General features: G+C 73.9%; 12 protein-coding genes and 1 pseudogene. 6 read left to right on the forward strand and 7 right to left on the reverse strand.

What is annotated here, in order from left to right:
• The first annotated feature begins 33 nt into the window (after window positions 1–33).
• On the forward strand, window positions 34–708 hold the full coding sequence (locus G7Z13_RS03490; RefSeq protein ID WP_165995912.1) for a TetR/AcrR family transcriptional regulator: 675 nt from the start codon (window positions 34–36) through the stop codon (window positions 706–708).
• Here the strand turns inward: G7Z13_RS03490 and G7Z13_RS03495 are convergent.
• On the reverse strand, window positions 696–2,198 hold the full coding sequence (locus G7Z13_RS03495; RefSeq protein ID WP_165995914.1) for a hypothetical protein: 1,503 nt from the start codon (window positions 2,196–2,198) through the stop codon (window positions 696–698). The two genes, G7Z13_RS03490 and G7Z13_RS03495, sit on opposite strands and share 13 nt — an antisense overlap.
• A 194-nt stretch (window positions 2,199–2,392) precedes the next feature.
• Between G7Z13_RS03495 and G7Z13_RS03500 the strand changes: the two genes are divergently transcribed.
• Window positions 2,393–3,049: a DUF305 domain-containing protein gene (locus tag G7Z13_RS03500; protein ID WP_165995916.1), complete on the forward strand. Its 657-nt coding sequence runs from the start codon at window positions 2,393–2,395 to the stop codon at window positions 3,047–3,049.
• 95 nt (window positions 3,050–3,144) lie between these two features.
• On the opposite strand, the gene G7Z13_RS03505 is transcribed toward G7Z13_RS03500, so the two are convergent.
• Window positions 3,145–3,876 (reverse strand): DUF6214 family protein, encoded by a 732-nt coding sequence (locus tag G7Z13_RS03505; RefSeq protein ID WP_346767986.1) that lies wholly within the window; start codon window positions 3,874–3,876, stop codon window positions 3,145–3,147.
• A 136-nt stretch (window positions 3,877–4,012) separates the two neighbouring features.
• Here G7Z13_RS03505 and G7Z13_RS03510 point away from each other — a divergent pair, with 136 nt between their 5' ends.
• Window positions 4,013–5,356: an FAD-dependent oxidoreductase gene (locus tag G7Z13_RS03510; RefSeq protein ID WP_165995918.1), complete on the forward strand. Its 1,344-nt coding sequence runs from the start codon at window positions 4,013–4,015 to the stop codon at window positions 5,354–5,356.
• A 68-nt stretch (window positions 5,357–5,424) separates the two neighbouring features.
• On the opposite strand, the gene G7Z13_RS03515 is transcribed toward G7Z13_RS03510, so the two are convergent.
• Window positions 5,425–5,784 carry a helix-turn-helix transcriptional regulator gene (locus G7Z13_RS03515; protein ID WP_165995919.1) on the reverse strand — a complete coding sequence of 120 codons (360 nt, stop codon included), beginning with the start codon at window positions 5,782–5,784 and terminating at the stop codon, window positions 5,425–5,427.
• A gap of 119 nt (window positions 5,785–5,903) precedes the next feature.
• Between G7Z13_RS03515 and G7Z13_RS03520 the strand changes: the two genes are divergently transcribed.
• A complete protein-coding gene (locus G7Z13_RS03520; protein ID WP_165995921.1) occupies window positions 5,904–6,983 on the forward strand; it encodes an NADH:flavin oxidoreductase/NADH oxidase in 1,080 nt (359 codons plus the stop codon).
• A gap of 72 nt (window positions 6,984–7,055) precedes the next feature.
• Here the strand turns inward: G7Z13_RS03520 and G7Z13_RS03525 are convergent, their stop codons facing one another.
• The 3 genes from G7Z13_RS03525 to G7Z13_RS03535 form a co-directional block, all read right to left on the reverse strand.
• Window positions 7,056–11,528 carry a cation-translocating P-type ATPase gene (locus G7Z13_RS03525; RefSeq protein ID WP_165995923.1) on the reverse strand — a complete coding sequence of 1,491 codons (4,473 nt, stop codon included), beginning with the start codon at window positions 11,526–11,528 and terminating at the stop codon, window positions 7,056–7,058.
• 151 nt (window positions 11,529–11,679) lie between these two features.
• A complete protein-coding gene (locus G7Z13_RS03530; RefSeq protein ID WP_165995925.1) occupies window positions 11,680–12,273 on the reverse strand; it encodes a hypothetical protein in 594 nt (197 codons plus the stop codon).
• A 144-nt stretch (window positions 12,274–12,417) separates the two neighbouring features.
• Complete coding sequence (locus G7Z13_RS03535; RefSeq protein ID WP_165995926.1) at window positions 12,418–13,749, reverse strand: PHB depolymerase family esterase; 1,332 nt, start codon at window positions 13,747–13,749, stop codon at window positions 12,418–12,420.
• A 309-nt stretch (window positions 13,750–14,058) separates the two neighbouring features.
• Here G7Z13_RS03535 and G7Z13_RS03540 point away from each other — a divergent pair, with 309 nt between their 5' ends.
• Entirely contained in the window at window positions 14,059–14,850 is a 792-nt protein-coding gene (locus G7Z13_RS03540) for a pectate lyase (protein WP_165995928.1), read from the forward strand.
• A gap of 112 nt (window positions 14,851–14,962) precedes the next feature.
• Here G7Z13_RS03540 and G7Z13_RS33515 read toward each other — a convergent pair.
• Window positions 14,963–15,184, reverse strand: a pseudogene (locus G7Z13_RS33515) (PaaX family transcriptional regulator C-terminal domain-containing protein); the annotation flags it as partial.
• 963 nt (window positions 15,185–16,147) lie between these two features.
• On the opposite strand from G7Z13_RS33515, the gene G7Z13_RS03550 reads away from it, so the two are divergent.
• The gene (locus G7Z13_RS03550; protein ID WP_165995930.1) at window positions 16,148–16,417 is read left to right on the forward strand and encodes a hypothetical protein; all 270 of its coding nucleotides are present in this window, start codon (window positions 16,148–16,150) and stop codon (window positions 16,415–16,417) included.
• The last annotated feature ends 27 nt before the right edge of the window (window positions 16,418–16,444 follow it).

Below are 16,444 nucleotides of genomic sequence, written 5' to 3' on the forward strand. Positions count from 1 at the left end.
TGGCTGGCAGCCAGTCAACGCAGGAGTTACAGGATGTCCCCTCGAAGCGCCGCGGTCAATGAAGAGTTGCGGCGTCGTTCCCGGGAACGTCTGCTCCAGGCGGCGGTCGAGCTGGTCGGTGAACGCGGTTACGACGCCACGACCTTGGGAGACATCGCGGACCGGGCGGGATCGGCGCGCGGACTGGTGTCGTACTACTTTCCCGGCAAACGGCAGCTGGTGCAGTCGGCCGTGCACCGGCTGATGCACCGGACGCTGGAGGAGGCGCTGGAACGCGAACCGCGCACCGAGGACGGCCGGGAGCGGATGGCGCGGGCCATCGACGCGATCCTCGGCCTGGCGCGCGACCGGACCGTGCTGATGCGCCAGCACATGGCGGGGCTGCTGCAGGCGGAGGGGTTCGTGCGCTGCCCGGAGCAGCAGCGGCTCGCCGAACTGCTGAGCGACACGGTGGCCCGGCACGCCTCGTCGGAGGCCGCCACCGACTATCCGATGCTGCGGGCCCAACTCATGGGCGCCGTCTACGCGATGGTGCTGCCGAACGTCGGCATGCCCATCACCCCGCTGCGCGCCGAGCTGTTCCGGCGCTACGGCCTGGACTGGGAGATGGGTTCCCCGCCGGACGCGGAGACGTCCGGCGGGGAGTGCCAGCGGGATCTGTCACGGTTCTTCGCGACGGGGTCCCCGGTGGTGGATCAGTCGAAGTAGTCCGGCTGGGTCTGGACGTTGAGCTCGCTCAGCCGCACCCGCTCGGCGGGGTTCGTCCGCCGGTCGTCGAGCTTGAGGACGTCGAAGCCCTTGGCCATGTCGTTCGAGTAGATGTGGCCGTTGTAGTAGTACGCGGACCAGGAACCGCCGCCGACCAGGCGCTCGGTGCTGATCGGACCGCGCTCGAAGTAGGCGATCTCCTTCGGGTGGGAGGAGTCGGTGAAGTCCCAGACGGAAACGCCGCCCTGGTACCACGCCTGGACCATGAGGTCCTTGCCCTTGACCGGGATCAGCGAGCCGTTGTGGGCCACGCAGTTCTCGGTGTCGGCCTGGTGGCGGGGGATCTTGAAGTAGCTGCGGAAGACCAGCTTGCGGTGGTCGCCCTTGCCGGTGATGTCGTAGATGCCGTCCGCGCCGCGGTTCGGGCCGACGGCCGCGTTGCAGGTGGCCGCGCCACCGCCGCCCAGCTCGTCCGTGAACACGACCTTGTTGGCCTTCTGGTTGAAGGTCGCGGAGTGCCAGAACGCGAAGTTGACGTTGTCCTGCACCCGGTCGATGACCTTCGGGTTCTCCGGGTCCTCGATGGAGAAGAGGATGCCGTCTCCCATGCACGCGCCCGCCGCGAGGTCCTTGGAAGGAAGCACGGTGATGTCGTGGCAGCCGGTGGTCTTGGAGACGCCCGGGTTCGTGGGCGCGCCGGGGTTGCCGCCGCCGTCGGGACCCTCACCGGGGAACAGCACCGGGAAGCCGACGACCGCCGCCTTCTCGGGGGCCTTGCGCGGCACCTTGATGACGGAGATGCCGTCGTGCGGCGGCTGGCAGTCGGGGTACGCGGCGTTCGGCGAGTAGGAGGAGACGTAGACGTAGACGTTGCGGCGCTCGGGCACCAGCGTGTGGGTGTGCGAGCCGCAGGCGGTCTCGACGGCGGCGACGTACTTCGGGTTCCTCTTGTCGCTGATGTCGAAGACCTTCATGCCCTCCCACGAGGACTTCTCGGTCGCCGGCTGGGTGGTGCTGTTGCAACTGCTGTCGCTGCGCGAGGAGTCGGTGGACAGGAACAGCAGGTCGCCGGAGACGGAGATGTCGTTCTGCGAGCCGGGGCACAGCACCTGGGAGACCGTCTTCGGGGCCTTCGGGTCGCTGATGTCGAAGATGCGGAAGCCGTCGTAGTTGCCGGCGAAGGCGTACTTGCCCTGGAAGGCCAGGTCCGAGTTGGTGCCCGGCAGCACGTCCTTGGGGATGTTCGTCAGGTGCTGGATGTTGGCGGAGTGGACGATCTGGTCCTGGCCGGGTATCTCCCCGCTCTCCACCGCCTCCTTCACTTCCTGCCTGGTGCCTTCCGACACCCGCCTCTCGGCGGTCGGCGAGTCCCCGGGATCGGGGGTGGCGACCGCGGGCTGTGCGGTGATCAGCGCGGCCAGGAGCCCGGCGGCAGCCGTGGTGATTCCCAGGCGTCTGCGCCGTGTTCGGGATCTGCTCAACAGGGTCACTGCTTCCTCCCTTGTGCCGTTCGCAAGGGAACGGTTCACGGACCCCCGAAGTATCGTCGTCATCATGGACAGATCAACAGGGGGCAACAGAGATGTAATGAATGTTTTCAACGGACAGTGCTCACCGGCGTGTTAAGACGGTCACCGGCACTCACGAAGTGCACCCCGCATACCGCCCGTCACAGGAGGTCGTCGTGCCCTTCCGCCGCGCGTCGCGTGTCACCGTCCCGCTGAGCGCGCTCGCCGCACTCGCCGCTCTCACGCTCGGCGCCTGCGACGCGGGCTCGACGCCCGCGCCCGACCGGGCGGCCGGCCCCTCGGTGCTCGTCCCCGGCAAGCCCGGTGAGGCCAACCGCACCCTCTCCGCGCAGGAGGCCGCCCAGCAGCGCGCCGACGACGACACCCCCAACTCGGCGGACGTCGACTACGCCCGCATGATGATCACCCATCACACGCAGGCGCTGGAGATGACCGGACTCGCCCCCGAGCGCGCCGAGTCCCCGCAGGTGAAGAAGCTCGCCGAGCGCATCACGGCCGCCCAGGAGCCCGAGATCGGCGTGCTGAAGGCGTGGCTGGCCGAGCACGGCAAGCGGGAGCAGGGCGAGGGCGGCCACGCGCACCGGGTCATGCCGGGGATGGCCACCGAGACCCAGCTGAGTAACCTGCGCGCGGCGCGCGGCAAGGCCTTCGACCAGCTGTTCCTGACGCTGATGATCACCCATCACGAGGGCGCGATCACGATGGCCACGGACGCCAAGTCCCAGGGGAACAACGTGAAGATCGAGGAGATGGCGGACGACGTGATCGCCCAGCAGACGAGCGAGATCACGCGGATGCGTCAGATGCTCTGACGCCCGCGGGCGCACCGGCGGGCAGGCACGCCCGCCAGCCGCCCCGGCGGGCGCCCTGACGCGCCCCGTACCGGCCGGCGCCGGCTGAGGACCGGTCAGCCGCGGCGGGCGTGCCGGGGCGCCAGGAAGCCGGCGTCCCGCGCCCGGGCGATCAGCCGGAGCGACCTGCGGCGGCTGTGCCCCGTCGCGCACATCACCGCGAGCACCGGATCGGTCCCCTCCTCCTGGGCGGTCCGGTACGCCTGCGCGACCAGCCGCCGGCCCTCGATACCGCGCGGCCACGGCGGCCGGGCCCGGCGCGGCCCCGCCGCCCCAGCGGCGTCCGCTGCGTCCGATGCGCCCGCGTCGCCTCCGACCTCGCCCTCGGCCCCGCCCGCGACGCCGATGTCTACGGCACTCACGCCCGCCCCGGTGTCTCCCGCCCCGCCGTCTCCCACCCCGCTCACGTCCACCTCGCTGGCCTCCGCCCCTCCCTGGCCCGCCGCCCCCTCCCCCACCGTCTCCGCCTCGTCCGCCTCCGGGCCCCGGCCCTCTGCGGTCCCCGCCGCGATCCCGCACGCCTCGAACAGCGGCCCCTCGAGCCAGTCGGCGAGCACCGCGAGGTCGTCGAGACAGAACGCGGGCCGGGCCCGTACGTCCTCCAGACAGACGTTCCCGTCCGCGACGACGGCCAGCGCCTCCACCACCGCCCCGTCGGCGAAGGCCAGCCGCACCTGGAACCAGGCGGTCACGACGCCGCCTTCCCACACCTCCCACGCGGGCCACACGGACACCGCGCCGTCCTCCGGCAGGCGGTCGGAAAGACCAAGAAAGGATGCTTCCAGCACGCACGGAACGTAGCCGCATGATCACATTCCGTACGAACGGACACGCGTCCGCTCCCGCGCACAGCACCCTGTCAGCGCAGCCCCGGCGGTGCGATGCTGGAAGCGACAGCGAATACGGGGGCGAAGGAGTTCCGCCGTGCTGCGTGTCGCCGTCGTGGGTTCCGGACCGAGCGGGGTCTACTCCGCCCAGACCGTCGTCGAGCAGGAACCGCGGGCCCGGGTCGACGTACTCGACCGGCTGCCGTGCCCGTACGGTCTCGTGCGCTACGGCGTGGCGCCCGACCACGAGAAGATCAAGTCGTTGCAGAACAATCTGCGCGCGGTGTTGGAGCACGACCGGGTGCGGTTCCTCGGCGGTGTCCAGGTCGGCGCCGGCGGGGTGCCGGCGGCCCGGCTGCGGGAGCTCTACCACGCGGTGGTGTACTGCGTGGGCGCCGCCACCGACCGGCGGCTGGGGATCCCCGGCGAGGACCTGCCGGGCAGCTGGTCGGCGACGCGGTTCGTGTCCTGGTACAGCGCCCACCCGGACGCCGTCGACGACGGGTTCCTCCGGGGCGTCCGGTCGGCCGTGGTCATCGGGGTCGGGAACGTCGCGGTGGACGTCACCCGGATCCTGGCGCGCGGCGCGGCCGAGCTGAGCCCCACCGACATGCCGGACGCGGCGCTGCGCGCCCTGGCCGCGAGCCGGGTGACCGAGATCCAGATGGTGGGGCGGCGCGGACCGTCCCAGGCGCGTTTCACCACCAAGGAGCTGCGCGAGCTGGGCGCGCTGCCGGAGGCCGAGGTGACCGTCGACCCGGTGGAACCGGCGCTGGATCCGGCCTGGGCCGACCCGTCCGCGCTGCCGGCGCCGCAGCGCCGCAACGTGGAGGTGCTGCGGGGCTGGGCGGAGCGCGGCCCGCGCGGCGCCCCGCGCCGCATCCGACTGCGGTTCTTCCTGCGGCCCGTCGAACTGCTCGCCGAGGCGGGACGGGTGGGCGCGGTGCGGTTCGAGCGGACGGTGCCGGACGGGCGCGGCGGGGTGGCGGGCACCGGCGAGTTCCACGTGCTCGAGGCACAGCTGGTGCTGCGGTCGGTCGGCTATCGCGGGGTGCCGCTGGAGGGGCTGCCGTTCGACTCCGGCAGCGGCACGGTGCCGCACCGGGCGGGGCGGGTGCTGCGCGGTGGGGTGGTGTCGCCGGGTGAGTACGTGGCCGGCTGGATCAAGCGGGGTCCGACGGGCGTGATCGGCACCAACCGGCCGTGCGCGAAGGAGACGGTGACCTCACTGCTGGAGGACGCCCCCGTGCTGGCCGGCCGGCCCCTCCCCGAGGACCCGCTGGCGGTCTTGCGCGCCGAGGGTGTGGAGCCGGTCGAGTGGGAGGGCTGGCAGGCCATCGAACGGGCGGAAGCGGCGCTGGGGGCGCAGCTGGGGCGGAGCGTGGTGAAACTGCCCGACTGGGACGCACTGTTGACCGCGGCGCGCGGCGACCGCCTCTAGGTGCGAAGGGAACCGAACGCCCCTCGCGCGGCCGGTGTCCGGGCGAGGGCGGCCCCCGCGCGGGTGGTTCACCCGGTGGCGGTCTCGCCGAGCCGGGCGGACTGGCGGGTGGCGGCGTCCAGGAGGGCGTCGAGCAGTCCCGGGAAGAGATCGTCCAGGTCGTCGCGGCGCAGGCCGTTCATCTTGGCGGTGCCCCGGTAGGTCTGCCGGATGACCCCGCTCTCGCGCAGCACCCGGAAGTGGTGCGTGGTGGTGGACTTGGTGACCGGCAGCACGAAGTGTGAACAGGACAGCTCGTCGCCGTCGGCGGCGAGTTCGCGCACGATCCGCAGCCGCATCGGGTCGGACAGCGCGTGCAGCACCTGCTCCAGCCGGATCTCGTCGCGCGCCGGGTGGGGCAGGGTGCGACTGGCACTGGCGGTGGTCACGGCGGCTCCACTTCCTCAGGGAGCTCCATTGTACGAGGGGCATCGTAGTTTGACATCTGCCGTACTACGAAAGCTATCGTACGAAACGAACCTTCGGTCCGTGACGAATGGAGCCCGCCGTGACCGCGCTGTTCGAGCCTTACTCCCTGCGCGACCTGACGATCCCGAACCGCGTGTGGATGGCGCCGATGTGCCAGTACTCCGCGGCTCCCGAGGGACCCGAGGCCGGTGTGCCGCACGACTGGCACTTCGCGCACTACGCGGCCCGCGCGACCGGCGGCACCGGGCTGATCATCATCGAGGCCACCGCGGTCAGCCCCGAGGGGCGGATCTCGCCGTACGACCTGGGCCTGTGGAACGACACCCAGGTCGAGGCCTTCCGCCGGATCACCCGCTTCCTGGCCGGCCAGGGCACCGTCCCCGCGATCCAGCTGGCCCACGCGGGCCGCAAGGCGTCGACCGACCAGCCGTGGAAGGGCGGGGCGCCGCTCGGTCCGGACGCGTACGGCTGGCAGCCGCTCGCGCCGAGCCCCGTCGCGTTCGACGAGCGGCACCCGGTGCCGACGGAGCTGACGGTCGAGGAGATCCGCCAGATCGTGGGCCAGTTCGCCGACGCGGCCCGCCGGGCGCTCGCCGCCGGATTCGAGATCGCCGAGATCCACGGCGCCCACGGCTATCTGATCCACGAGTTCCTGTCCCCGTACTCCAACCACCGCACCGACGCCTACGGCGGCTCGTACGAGAACCGCGCCCGGTTCGCCCTGGAGGTGGCCGACGCCGTGCGGGAGGTCTGGCCGGACGACAAGCCGCTGTTCTTCCGCGTCTCGGCGACCGACTGGCTGGACGAGGGCGGCTGGACCGCCGACGACACCGTCCGCCTCGCCCGCGACCTGCAGGCGCACGGCATCGACCTGCTCGACGTCTCGACCGGCGGCAACGCCCCCGCCGTCCGCATCCCCACCGGCCCCGGCTACCAGGTGCCCCTCGCCGCCCGGGTGAAGGCCGAGACCTCGCTGCCGGTCGCCGCCGTGGGCCTGATCACCGAGGCCGGGCAGGCGGAGAAGATCCTCGCCAACGGGGAGGCGGACGCCGTCCTCCTCGGCCGTGAGCTGCTGCGCAACCCGTCGTGGGCGCGGCACGCGGCCCGCGAGCTGGGCGGCCAGGTGCGGGTGCCGGACCAGTACCACCGGTCCGTCTGAGCCGTCCGCGTCCCGGTGCTGCCGGTGACTGCGCCGCACCCGCCCGCCCGGTGAGGCCGGCGGGTACGCGCCTCAGTCACCGGAGGGTGTGACGACCCGGCCCTCGATCGCGGCCTGCTTCGGCGACGCGCCGCCGTCGACCTGTCCGGCCTCGCCGGCCTGCGCGGACTGCTGCGCCTTGCCGGCCCGTTCGGTCTTTACCTCGCTCCCCGGCGTGCCGGTGGTGCCCACGCCGGCCGTGCGGGCCAGCCGCCGCACCGTCCCCTCCAGTTCCGGCAGGACCCGCTGCCCGGCCACCGCGAGGGCGATGGCCGCCGCGACGCCCGCCCAGGCGAGCGGGCCGAGCGGGGTGCAGCCGACCAGCCGGCTGGCGACCGGGGTCTGGACGAGCGCGACCAGGGCGGCGGCGGAGCCCAGCGCGGTGACCTGGACCAGCGGGCTGTCGCGCCGGTCGAGCAGGGTCTGCGCGAGCTGGGTGCCGACCACCGCGCACAGCGCCATCGTCGTCGTACGGCGGGCCGTGCCCGGGGTGAACCGGCCGAACAGCCAGGCGGCGACCGCGCCCAGGCAGGTGGTCAGCGCCCGGTGCCGGATCTGCCGCATCAGCGGCTCGCCCAGCAGCGAGGTGCCCAGCGGCCCGCCCGCGCCGGTCTCGGCCGGGTCCTGCTTCGGGGTGACCGCGACGGCCATCGCCGGGAACAGGTCGGTGAACAGGTTCACCAGCAGCATCTGCCGGGTCGACAGCGGTGCCGCGCCCGCGAGCAGCGTGCCGAGGATGCCGAAGCCGATCTCGCCCGCGTTGCCGCCGATCAGGATGGCGACGGAGTCGGCGACGCTGTGCCACAGGGCGCGGCCCTCGCCGACCGCCTCCACCAGGACGGTCATGTCGTCGTCGGTGAGCACCAGGTCGGCGGCGTTGCGGGCGGCCGCCGAGCCGCGGGCGCTGATCCCGACGCCGATGTCGGCGGCGCGGATCGCGGCGGCGTCGTTGGCGCCGTCGCCGACCATGCCGACCACCCGGCCGGCGTCCCGCAGCGCCTCGACGACCTGGAGTTTCTGCTCGGGCGCGACGCGCGCCACGACGTCCGCGTCGCGCAGCATGCGGGAGCGTTCGCCGCGGTCCGCGGCGGCCAGGTCGTCGCCGGTGACGACGGCGGTGTCCTCGGGCCAGCCCAGGTCGAGGGCGATCGCCCGCGCGGTCTGCGGGTGGTCGCCGGTCAGCATCACCGGCCGTACGCCCGCCGCGCGCAGCCCGCGCACCAGGGCGTCGGACGTCTCGCGGGCCACGTCGGCGAGGGCGAGCAGCCCGGCGAACTCCAGGTCGTGCGGCGGCTCGTCGCAGACCTCGGCGTCGTTCTCGCCGTCGGCCAGCCGGCGCCGGGCGACCGCCAGCACCCGCAGCCCGTCACGGGCCAGCGCGTGCGCGGTCTCCTCGGCGTGCTCGGGCAGACCACGGCAGGCCGGCAGCACGGTCTCCGGAGCGCCCTTGACCTCGAAGACCCGCACACCGTCCGCGGCGTACCCCACCGCGCCCGCGTAGCCGCGCCCCGCCTCGAAGGGCCGGGCCTCGGTCTGCGTCCACTCGGGGTCGCGGCCGGCCGCGTCCAGCACGGCCTCGTCGGTGGCGTGCACGACCTTCTCGCCGCCGTTGGGCTGCGGGCAGGCCCGTACGGCGATCCGCAGCACCTCGGAGTCGCGCGCCTCGCCGAGTCCGCGGACCGTGCCGTCGGCCTCGGCGACCCGGACCAGGCGCAGCTTGTTCTCCGTGAGCGTGCCGGTCTTGTCGAAGCAGATGGTGTCCATCCGGCCCAGCGCCTCCAGGGTGCGCGGGGCGCGCACCAGGACGCCGCGCCGGCTCAGCCGCCGGGCCGCAGCGAGCTGGCCCACCGTCGCCACCAGGGGCAGGCCCTCGGGGACGGCGGCCACCGCGACGGCCACGCCGCCGCTGACCGCCTCGCGGATGGGGGTGCCGCGCAGCAGCGACAGCCCGGTCACGGCGGCGCCGCCCGCCATCGTCCACGGCAGCGCCTGGCTGGTGAGTTCCTGCAGCCGGGCCTGCACGCCGCCGGCCGCGGGGGTGCGCGCGGCGAGGTGGACGGCGCGGGCGGCCTCGGTGCGCTCGCCGGTCTCCACGACGACGGCCCGCGCGTGTCCGGCCACCACGGTGGTGCCCTCGAAGACCATGCAGCGGCGGTCGGCGACGGCAGCGCTGGGGGTGGGTTCCACCTGCTTGTCGACCGGCAGCGACTCGCCGGTCAGCGCGGACTCGTCGACCTCCAGGCCGTCCTCCCACAGCAGGCGGGCGTCGGCGGGCACGACGTCGTCGGCGTTCAGCTCGATCACGTCGCCGGGCACCAGGCGGGAGGCGTCGACGGTGCGCGGGCCCGGCCGCCGCCGGTCACGCCGCCGTCCGGGGGGACCGGCCCAGCCGTCGTCGCTGATCCGCGCCTTCTGCTTCTGTTCGGCGACCAGTCCGGACAGCGCCCGCTCGGCCCGCAGCCGCTGCAGGCCGCCGACCAGGGCGTTGAGGTCGAGCGCGCCGACGACGAGCAAGGCGTCCGCGACGGAGCCGAGGATCGCCGACGCCGCCGACCCGACCGCGAGCACCGGAGTGAGCGGGTCGTCCAGCTCGTTGCGCACGGCGCGGGCGAGCTGGAACGTCCAGCGCGCCGGGGCCATGGCCGGCTTGCGGCCGACGGTGGTGACCGTCGCGCGCACCCGGTCCACGGTCTGCTCCAGAACGCTCTCCTCAACCTCCAGCCGGTCGGCCAGCCGGGCCCGCACGGAGCGGGAGTCCAGGGCGTGCCAGGCCACCCGGGGCTGGGGGTGCGGGGAGCGGGTCAGCGCCACAGCGAGGCCCGCGCGCACCCCGCCGAGCAGGGCCGTGGCGGCGGCCGCGTCGACAGGGACGTGACGCAGTCCGGGCAGCCACGGGTTGGTCTGCCGCCGGGCCTCGCCGACGGCCACGAGCAGCCCGGACAGGGCGGCGCCCGACCGGGCGAGGATCTGCGACCGGCGCCCGACCCCGCGGGCGGCGGGCACGGCGACGAGCAGCCGCCACACGTCGGACAGCCCGTCCGGGGTGAGGACGTCGGCGCCCCACGCGACGGCCGCGTCGCGGTCGGCGAGCCCGACGGCCAGGTCACCGGCGAACAAGGCCTCCAGGACCTCGGTGTCGTCGGCGGAGGCGGGCCGGGCCACGGTGATCACACAGCCGTCGTCCTGGCGCAGCCGCTCCACCGACTCGGCGGGCGGCCGCCCGGCGGGCACGATGTGGTCGGCGAGGCCGACGAAGTCGGTGAGGGCGGGGTCGTCACCGACGACGACGCGCAGTTTCGCGCGGCGGGCCGCGTCGAGGACGGGCTCGGCCCACGGGTCGGCCTCGCCGTCGGCAGTGCGCAGCGCGCTGGGGTGCAGGAAAATCGTCCCGGCCGTCTCCAGGCGGCGCAGCCGCTGCTGGTCGCGGACCAGGACGCCGGTGCGGGCGAGGGCGCAGCTGAGGGCGGCGTGGAAGGCGGCGGGGCCGTAGCGGGCGGCCTTGGGGGAACCGGCGAGCACCGCCTCGGCGGCCTCGGACGCGGAGTGTTTGACCAGCAGGGTCGCGAGGGCGCCCACCAGGCTGCCGGACTCGGCGTGTACGGCGTACTCCTGGGCCGGGGTCCGGCGCAGCGGCGGACGGGGGAACCGGTCCATGGCCACGCCGGTGCGGTGGGGTACGCACAGCCGGTCGTGGACGGCGTCGAAGGCGGCCGCGCGGGCCAGTGTCTCGGCCAGTCCGCAGGTGCGCAGCGAGCCGTCGAGCACCAGGGCGACGGGGTTCTGGCCGGCGCCGTGGACGGCCGCGTTGACGGCGGCCAGCACGAGGTCGGCGCGGGAGTCGCCCAGCCGTCCGCGCAGCCAGGAGCGGAACCGGGGGTGCTCACGCAGCAGGGTGTTGCCCGCCGAGACGAACTTGGGCGAGGGCGGCAGGCGCAGCGCGGAGGCGGCGAGCGCGGCGCCGATGCCGAGCGCGTCCACGCCCAGCGCGGCCACCGCGGTGCGCACCCCGATCGGGTCGCCGGGGTGGGCGAACTCCTCCACGGACTCGTCGTCGGGGGCGAGTCCGTGCCGTTCGGCGAGTTCGCTCGCCTTCTCGAGCACCGAGTCGGCGACGGCGGCCTCGGTCGCGGCCACGACGAGGCGGGACAGGCCGCCGTCCCAGTACGCGTAGGCGACGTCGGGCCGCTCCATCAGGGCGGCCGCGACCCGCCGGGCGGCGTGGGCCGCCTCGCCGGCCTCGCGCTTCCCGTCCGTCGTGACGGCCCGCAGCGCGAGGTGGGCGCGCCGTCCGGAGCGCCAGTCACGCCTCTGTCCGGGCAGTGCCGCGGTCCGCGCCACCCGCGCGACCCGCACGGCGGAGTCCGCGCCGCGCACTCCCGCGCGCGCCGTTCCGGCCGCCGCCGCGGCGGCCAGACCGACGGCGGGCGCGGTTCCGCGCGTCAGCAGCCGGGGCCCCGCCAGCAGGGCTCCGGAGACAGCCGACACCGGCCCCGTCAGCAACCCCATCGCACATCCTCGGTTCGCGTTCGACTGTTCTCGGTTCTCGGCTCTTGCGGGTCTCTACTCGTTTTGCGGTCTTTTACGACTTTATGCCGATTGCGGCCCGTTGATAACTCCTCACGCCCATTACCGGGGTTCGACTTGCCGGTGGTGGGGCTCAGCCGGAGGTCCCGGTGTGCCGCCGGGCCGCCGTGCGCCGGTGGGCGGTCGCCGCCTTGATGGTCGTCGTGCCGGTCCCGTGCACCGTCCTGGTCCGCGTCCCGGAGACCGTCGTACGGCCCGGGGAGGCCGTCGTACGAGCACCGGACGCCGCTGCGGGCATGCGGGACGCCGCGGCGGACATGCCGGATTCCGTGGCGGGATCGCCGGAGGACGCGTCGCTCCGGCCCGGCCCCATGGACATGGACGCCGCGTCGCCTTCGGACGCCGCGCCGCCTCCGGGCGACGTCGCCCGGGAGGCGTCATCGGGGCCCTGTTCCCGTTCCCGCTCCTGGCCGGGCCTGGGCTGCGTCAGCCAGGCCACGGCCGCGCCCGCGATCGCCACGGGCCATTCCACGACGCCCGCGGCGCCGAGCACCCCGGCTCCCGTGTAGACCGCGATCCGGCGCCCGCGCGGGGACACGATCCCGACCGCGTCCAGGGTGCCCTCGGCCGCCTTGCTCACCTTGTCCATGCCGGGCATCCGGCGCAACGCGGAACCGGTGAACCGCACCGGCCGCGTGATGACGGACGACGGCTTCAGCCGTGTCATGACGCTCCCCGCCTCCCTGCAGATGGCCTCTGTGCACGGGCCCGAGTTCCCAGAAAACCACCTCGTCACCCGCGGGAGGCGGGGGAAACACGAGTGGCCGGGGGACGCTGCCCCCGGCCACCGCGCGGCTTGCGCCGGCCGCACTCAGCCGGTCGCGCAGGCCGTCCCGTTGAGCGTGAAGGCGCCCGGGGACGCGCTGTTGCCGGTGTGGCTCGCCTGGTAGCCGATGCTCACGCTCGCGCCGGGCGCAAGAGTGGCGTTGTACGCGGCGTTCGTCGCGGTCACCGCGCCGGAGGCCGGTGCGTACGTGGCGCCCCAGCCTCCCGTGATGGTCTGGCCGCCCGGCAGGGTGAAGCCCAGCTTCCAGCCGTTGATCGCCGTGCTGCCGGTGTTGGTGATCGTCACGGAGGCGGTGAGACCGGTGTTCCAGGCGCTGGTGGTCGCCTTCACCTTGCAGCCGGACGGCTGGGGCTGCGGCGCGGGGCCCTGGCCGTCGAGGCCGAAGAAGGTGAGCACGCGGGCGCCCATGGTGCCGTAGGCGTAGAGGTTGTGGCCGACGCCCTGGAGGCTGATCGCCTCCACGGGGGCCCGGTCACCGGCGGCGCCGTAGCGGGTGCGGGTCCAGCCGGTGGCGGGGGTGTCGGTGGACGCCGGCGTCTGGCTCACACCCAGGACGTTCGTCCACTGCTTGATCTCCTCGCCGAAGTTCGGGTAGCGGAGCACGTCGTCCTCGGTGCCGTGCCACAGCTGCATCCGGGGGCGCGGGCCGGTGTAGCCGGGGTAGGCGCCGCGGACCAGGTCGCCCCACTGCTGCGGGGTGCGTGTCACCGTGCCGTTCGCGCAGGCGCTGTTCCACTCGGAGCCGTCGGTGGTGGCGAAGCAGCCGAAGGGGACCCCGGCGAAGGCGGCGCCGGCGGCGAACACGTCGGGGTACACGCCCAGCAGGACGTTGGTCATCATCGCGCCGGAGGAGATGCCGGTGGCGAAGACCCGCTTCGGGTCGGCGTCGTAGGTGGCGAGCACCCAGTCGACCATCGACTTGATGCCGACCGGGTCGCTGCCGCCGCCGCGGCGCAGGGCCTGCGGCGAGGAGACGTCGAAGCACTTGCTGGACCGGGTGACCGACGGGTAGACGACGATGAAGCCGTAGCGGTCGGCGAGCGAGGCGTACTCGGTGCCGCTGTACATGGCCGGCCCCGAGCCGGTGCAGTAGTGGACGGCCACGAGGACCGCCGGGTTCGGGGTGACGCTCTCGGGGACGTACAGGTACATCTGCAGGTTGCTGGGGTTCGCGCCGAAGCCGGTGACCTCGGTCAGGGTGGCGGTCGGCGCGGCATGCTCGCGCGCGGCTCCCTCGCGGGCGGCGGCCGGGGGCGCGGCGAACAGCAGCGCGGCCAGCAGCGGCACCAGCGCGCAGAGCGCGACGAGTACCGGGGGCAGGGGTCTCCTCGCGGTGTTGCCGGGGGTGGCGGACACGTGGTCGTCCCTTCGTGATCGCGGCTCGGGTGATCGTGAACGGTAAGTGGGTGGAAGCGCTCCCACACCGTCAACACGGACGCCGCCGCACGGGAGTTCACCCCGAGCGGGAGTGGCGGAATATGTTCTGCGCGAGGCGTTGACCAGAAAGCGCTTGCCCTTTACGGTCCGTTCAAGAGCGTGACCGATCGGCGCCTGAAGGAGCCGAAAAAGTCACGTGGAACCACGCATTGCGTTTACATGGGCAGCCATCGTTCATGTAGGCGAACGGGCTACGACCATTCCGCCCCCCACAGAAGGAATCGGGACATGGCATCTGTGACACCCCCGCGCACCCGCCGTCGGCGCGCGCTGACCGGCGCGCTGGCCACCCTCGGCGTCTCGGTTGGCATGATCATGACTACCGGGACTCCGTCGGCGAGCGCCGCCACTTGGCCCACCCCCACCAGCAGCCAGGCGGTGAGCGCCACCATCACCCTGAACGCCTCGAAGGACTACGGGATGCAGCGCCTGTACGGCAGCGGCGCCCTGGGCGGAGGCGACCAGTCGGAGGACCAGCAGCCGATCCTGAAGCTGGCCGACGGGGTCACGCTGAAGAACGTCATCATCGGCGCCCCCGGCGCCGACGGCATCCACTGTATGGGCAGCTGCACGCTGCAGAACGTGTGGTGGGAGGACGTCGGCGAGGACGCCGCCACCTTCCGCGGCGGCACCGGCGCGACGTACCACGTCATCGGCGGCGGCGCGAAGAAGGCGGCCGACAAGGTCTTCCAGCACAACGGCGGCGGCACGGTGAACATCTCCAACTTCGCCGTGCAGGAGTTCAAGACGCTCTACCGGTCCTGCGGCGACTGCTCCACGCAGTACACCCGCAAGGTCAACCTCAACACCATCGAGGTGACCGGGACGGGCAGCACCGCGCGGCTCGTCGGCATCAACGTCAACCGCAACGACGTGGCGACGCTGCGGAACATCACGATCCTGAACGACGCGAGCCGCAAGGTCGTCCCGTGCCAGAAGTACAACAACAACACGGCGGTGGGCGTCGGCCCCGACAGCACCAACTGCCTGTACTCCGCCTCGGACATCGTCTACCGCTAGGTGTGACGTCCACGGTCACCTCACGGTGATCCCGCGATGACCCGGCCGTACGAGGCGTCCCCGCACGACGCCTCGTACGGCCGTCACGCGGTCCGGGGCGGGTACCGTCCGGTCAGCGGGGCTCCACGCGCGCGTGCACCTGCTCCGCCAGCTCCCGCCGGTAGTCCGCGTAGGCGGCGCGCAGTTCGGCGCCCGGCCAGTCGTCGGGGAGCAGCGGGCCGGGCAGCACGGGGTCGGCCACCAGATGCCGTACGACGGCGGCGAAGGCGGTGAGCCGGCCGGCCGGTCCGGGGGCGTCGGCGACCCGGTCGAGGATCGCGTCGGCCGATGTCGACGCGATCCTCGACCGGGCGCTTCCTGAGGGCTGCTGACCGCTGCGCACCCTGCACAGTGCGCGCCACGGCCGCGCGGAGGACCGGATCGTCCTGCTCGCCGGGCAGTCGACCAGCCCGGACGCGGTCGACCGGTGCAACGCGGTGTGGATGTCCCTGGGTCTGTTCCGCTTCCGGCCGGCCGACTACTCCCGCCCGGCGGCGCTCATCGGGGAGCGACTGGCCGGGGCGACGACCGGTTGCGCGACGCGGCGGTGGCCGGCTGGAGGAGCTGTTCGGCCTGGCCGTCCCGGCCGCGGACGCGCTCGCCGCGCTGGTGTCCTCGCGCCCCGAGCTGTGCGTACAGCGCTGGGAGCACGGGCCGCCGACCCTGGGCGATCCGCTCAGGGTCGGCGGCCAGGACAGGGGATGCGCGGGCCGTTCCGCTGCTCGCCGGGGCCGGTGTGCGTACGGCACCCCGTCGGCCGTCGTCCCCCTGGGTCCGGCCGGCGCCCCGCTCGCGCCGGTGCTGCGGCGCCGGCTCGCCGAGTCCCCGCTCGACGTGCCGGAGCCGGTGAGCCGCATCGCGTGGCCGCTCACAGCGCTGCGCGCACCGGCCGGCGCGGACGAAGTGCCCGTGGTGTCGCGGCGGCTGAGGCGACCGCACGACGGCTCGTACCCGGCCGCCGGCACGCTCGTCCCGCACGCGGTGCGGCCCCTCGGCGCGTTCGGACCGGCCGTCCGTGAGGCCGCCCCGCTGATCCGGCGGCTGCTGGACCTCGACGAGGACGCGGTGGCCACCGCCGAGGCGTGCCGGGAGGTGGAGCGGGAGCCGGAGAGGTGCTGCCGGGGCTGCTGCGCGAGCTGGAGCGGGGCGGCCGCGCGGCGGCCGAGGCCCTGGGGCGGCTGGGGCCGAGCGCCTCCCTCGGTGTCCGCGCTGCGGGGCCTGACGGACTTCGGGGGGTTCGGGGAGCGCACGGCCGCCCGTGTGCGCGCTCGCCCGGATCACCGGGGACGTCATCCCCGTCGCACCCGTCCTGCGCGCCGCCTGGGAAGAGAACCCGCACACTCGCCCGCCGACCGCCGACTGTCTCGCCGCGCCGGACGGCGCCGCCGCCGCGCCGCTGCGGGACCTGGCGGTGACGGAACTGGCCACGCGCCACCGGTACACGGCGCGGACGGGCGGCTACGGCAGCCATGACGTGCCCGGCGACGAGGAGCTGCTGCGGGTGTGCCGCGAGGTGGCGGCCCGGTAGCCGCCCGGCCCGGCCGACTGAGCCAAG

Source organism: Streptomyces sp. JB150, from assembly GCF_011193355.1.
In the GTDB taxonomy this organism is placed as follows: domain Bacteria; phylum Actinomycetota; class Actinomycetes; order Streptomycetales; family Streptomycetaceae; genus Streptomyces.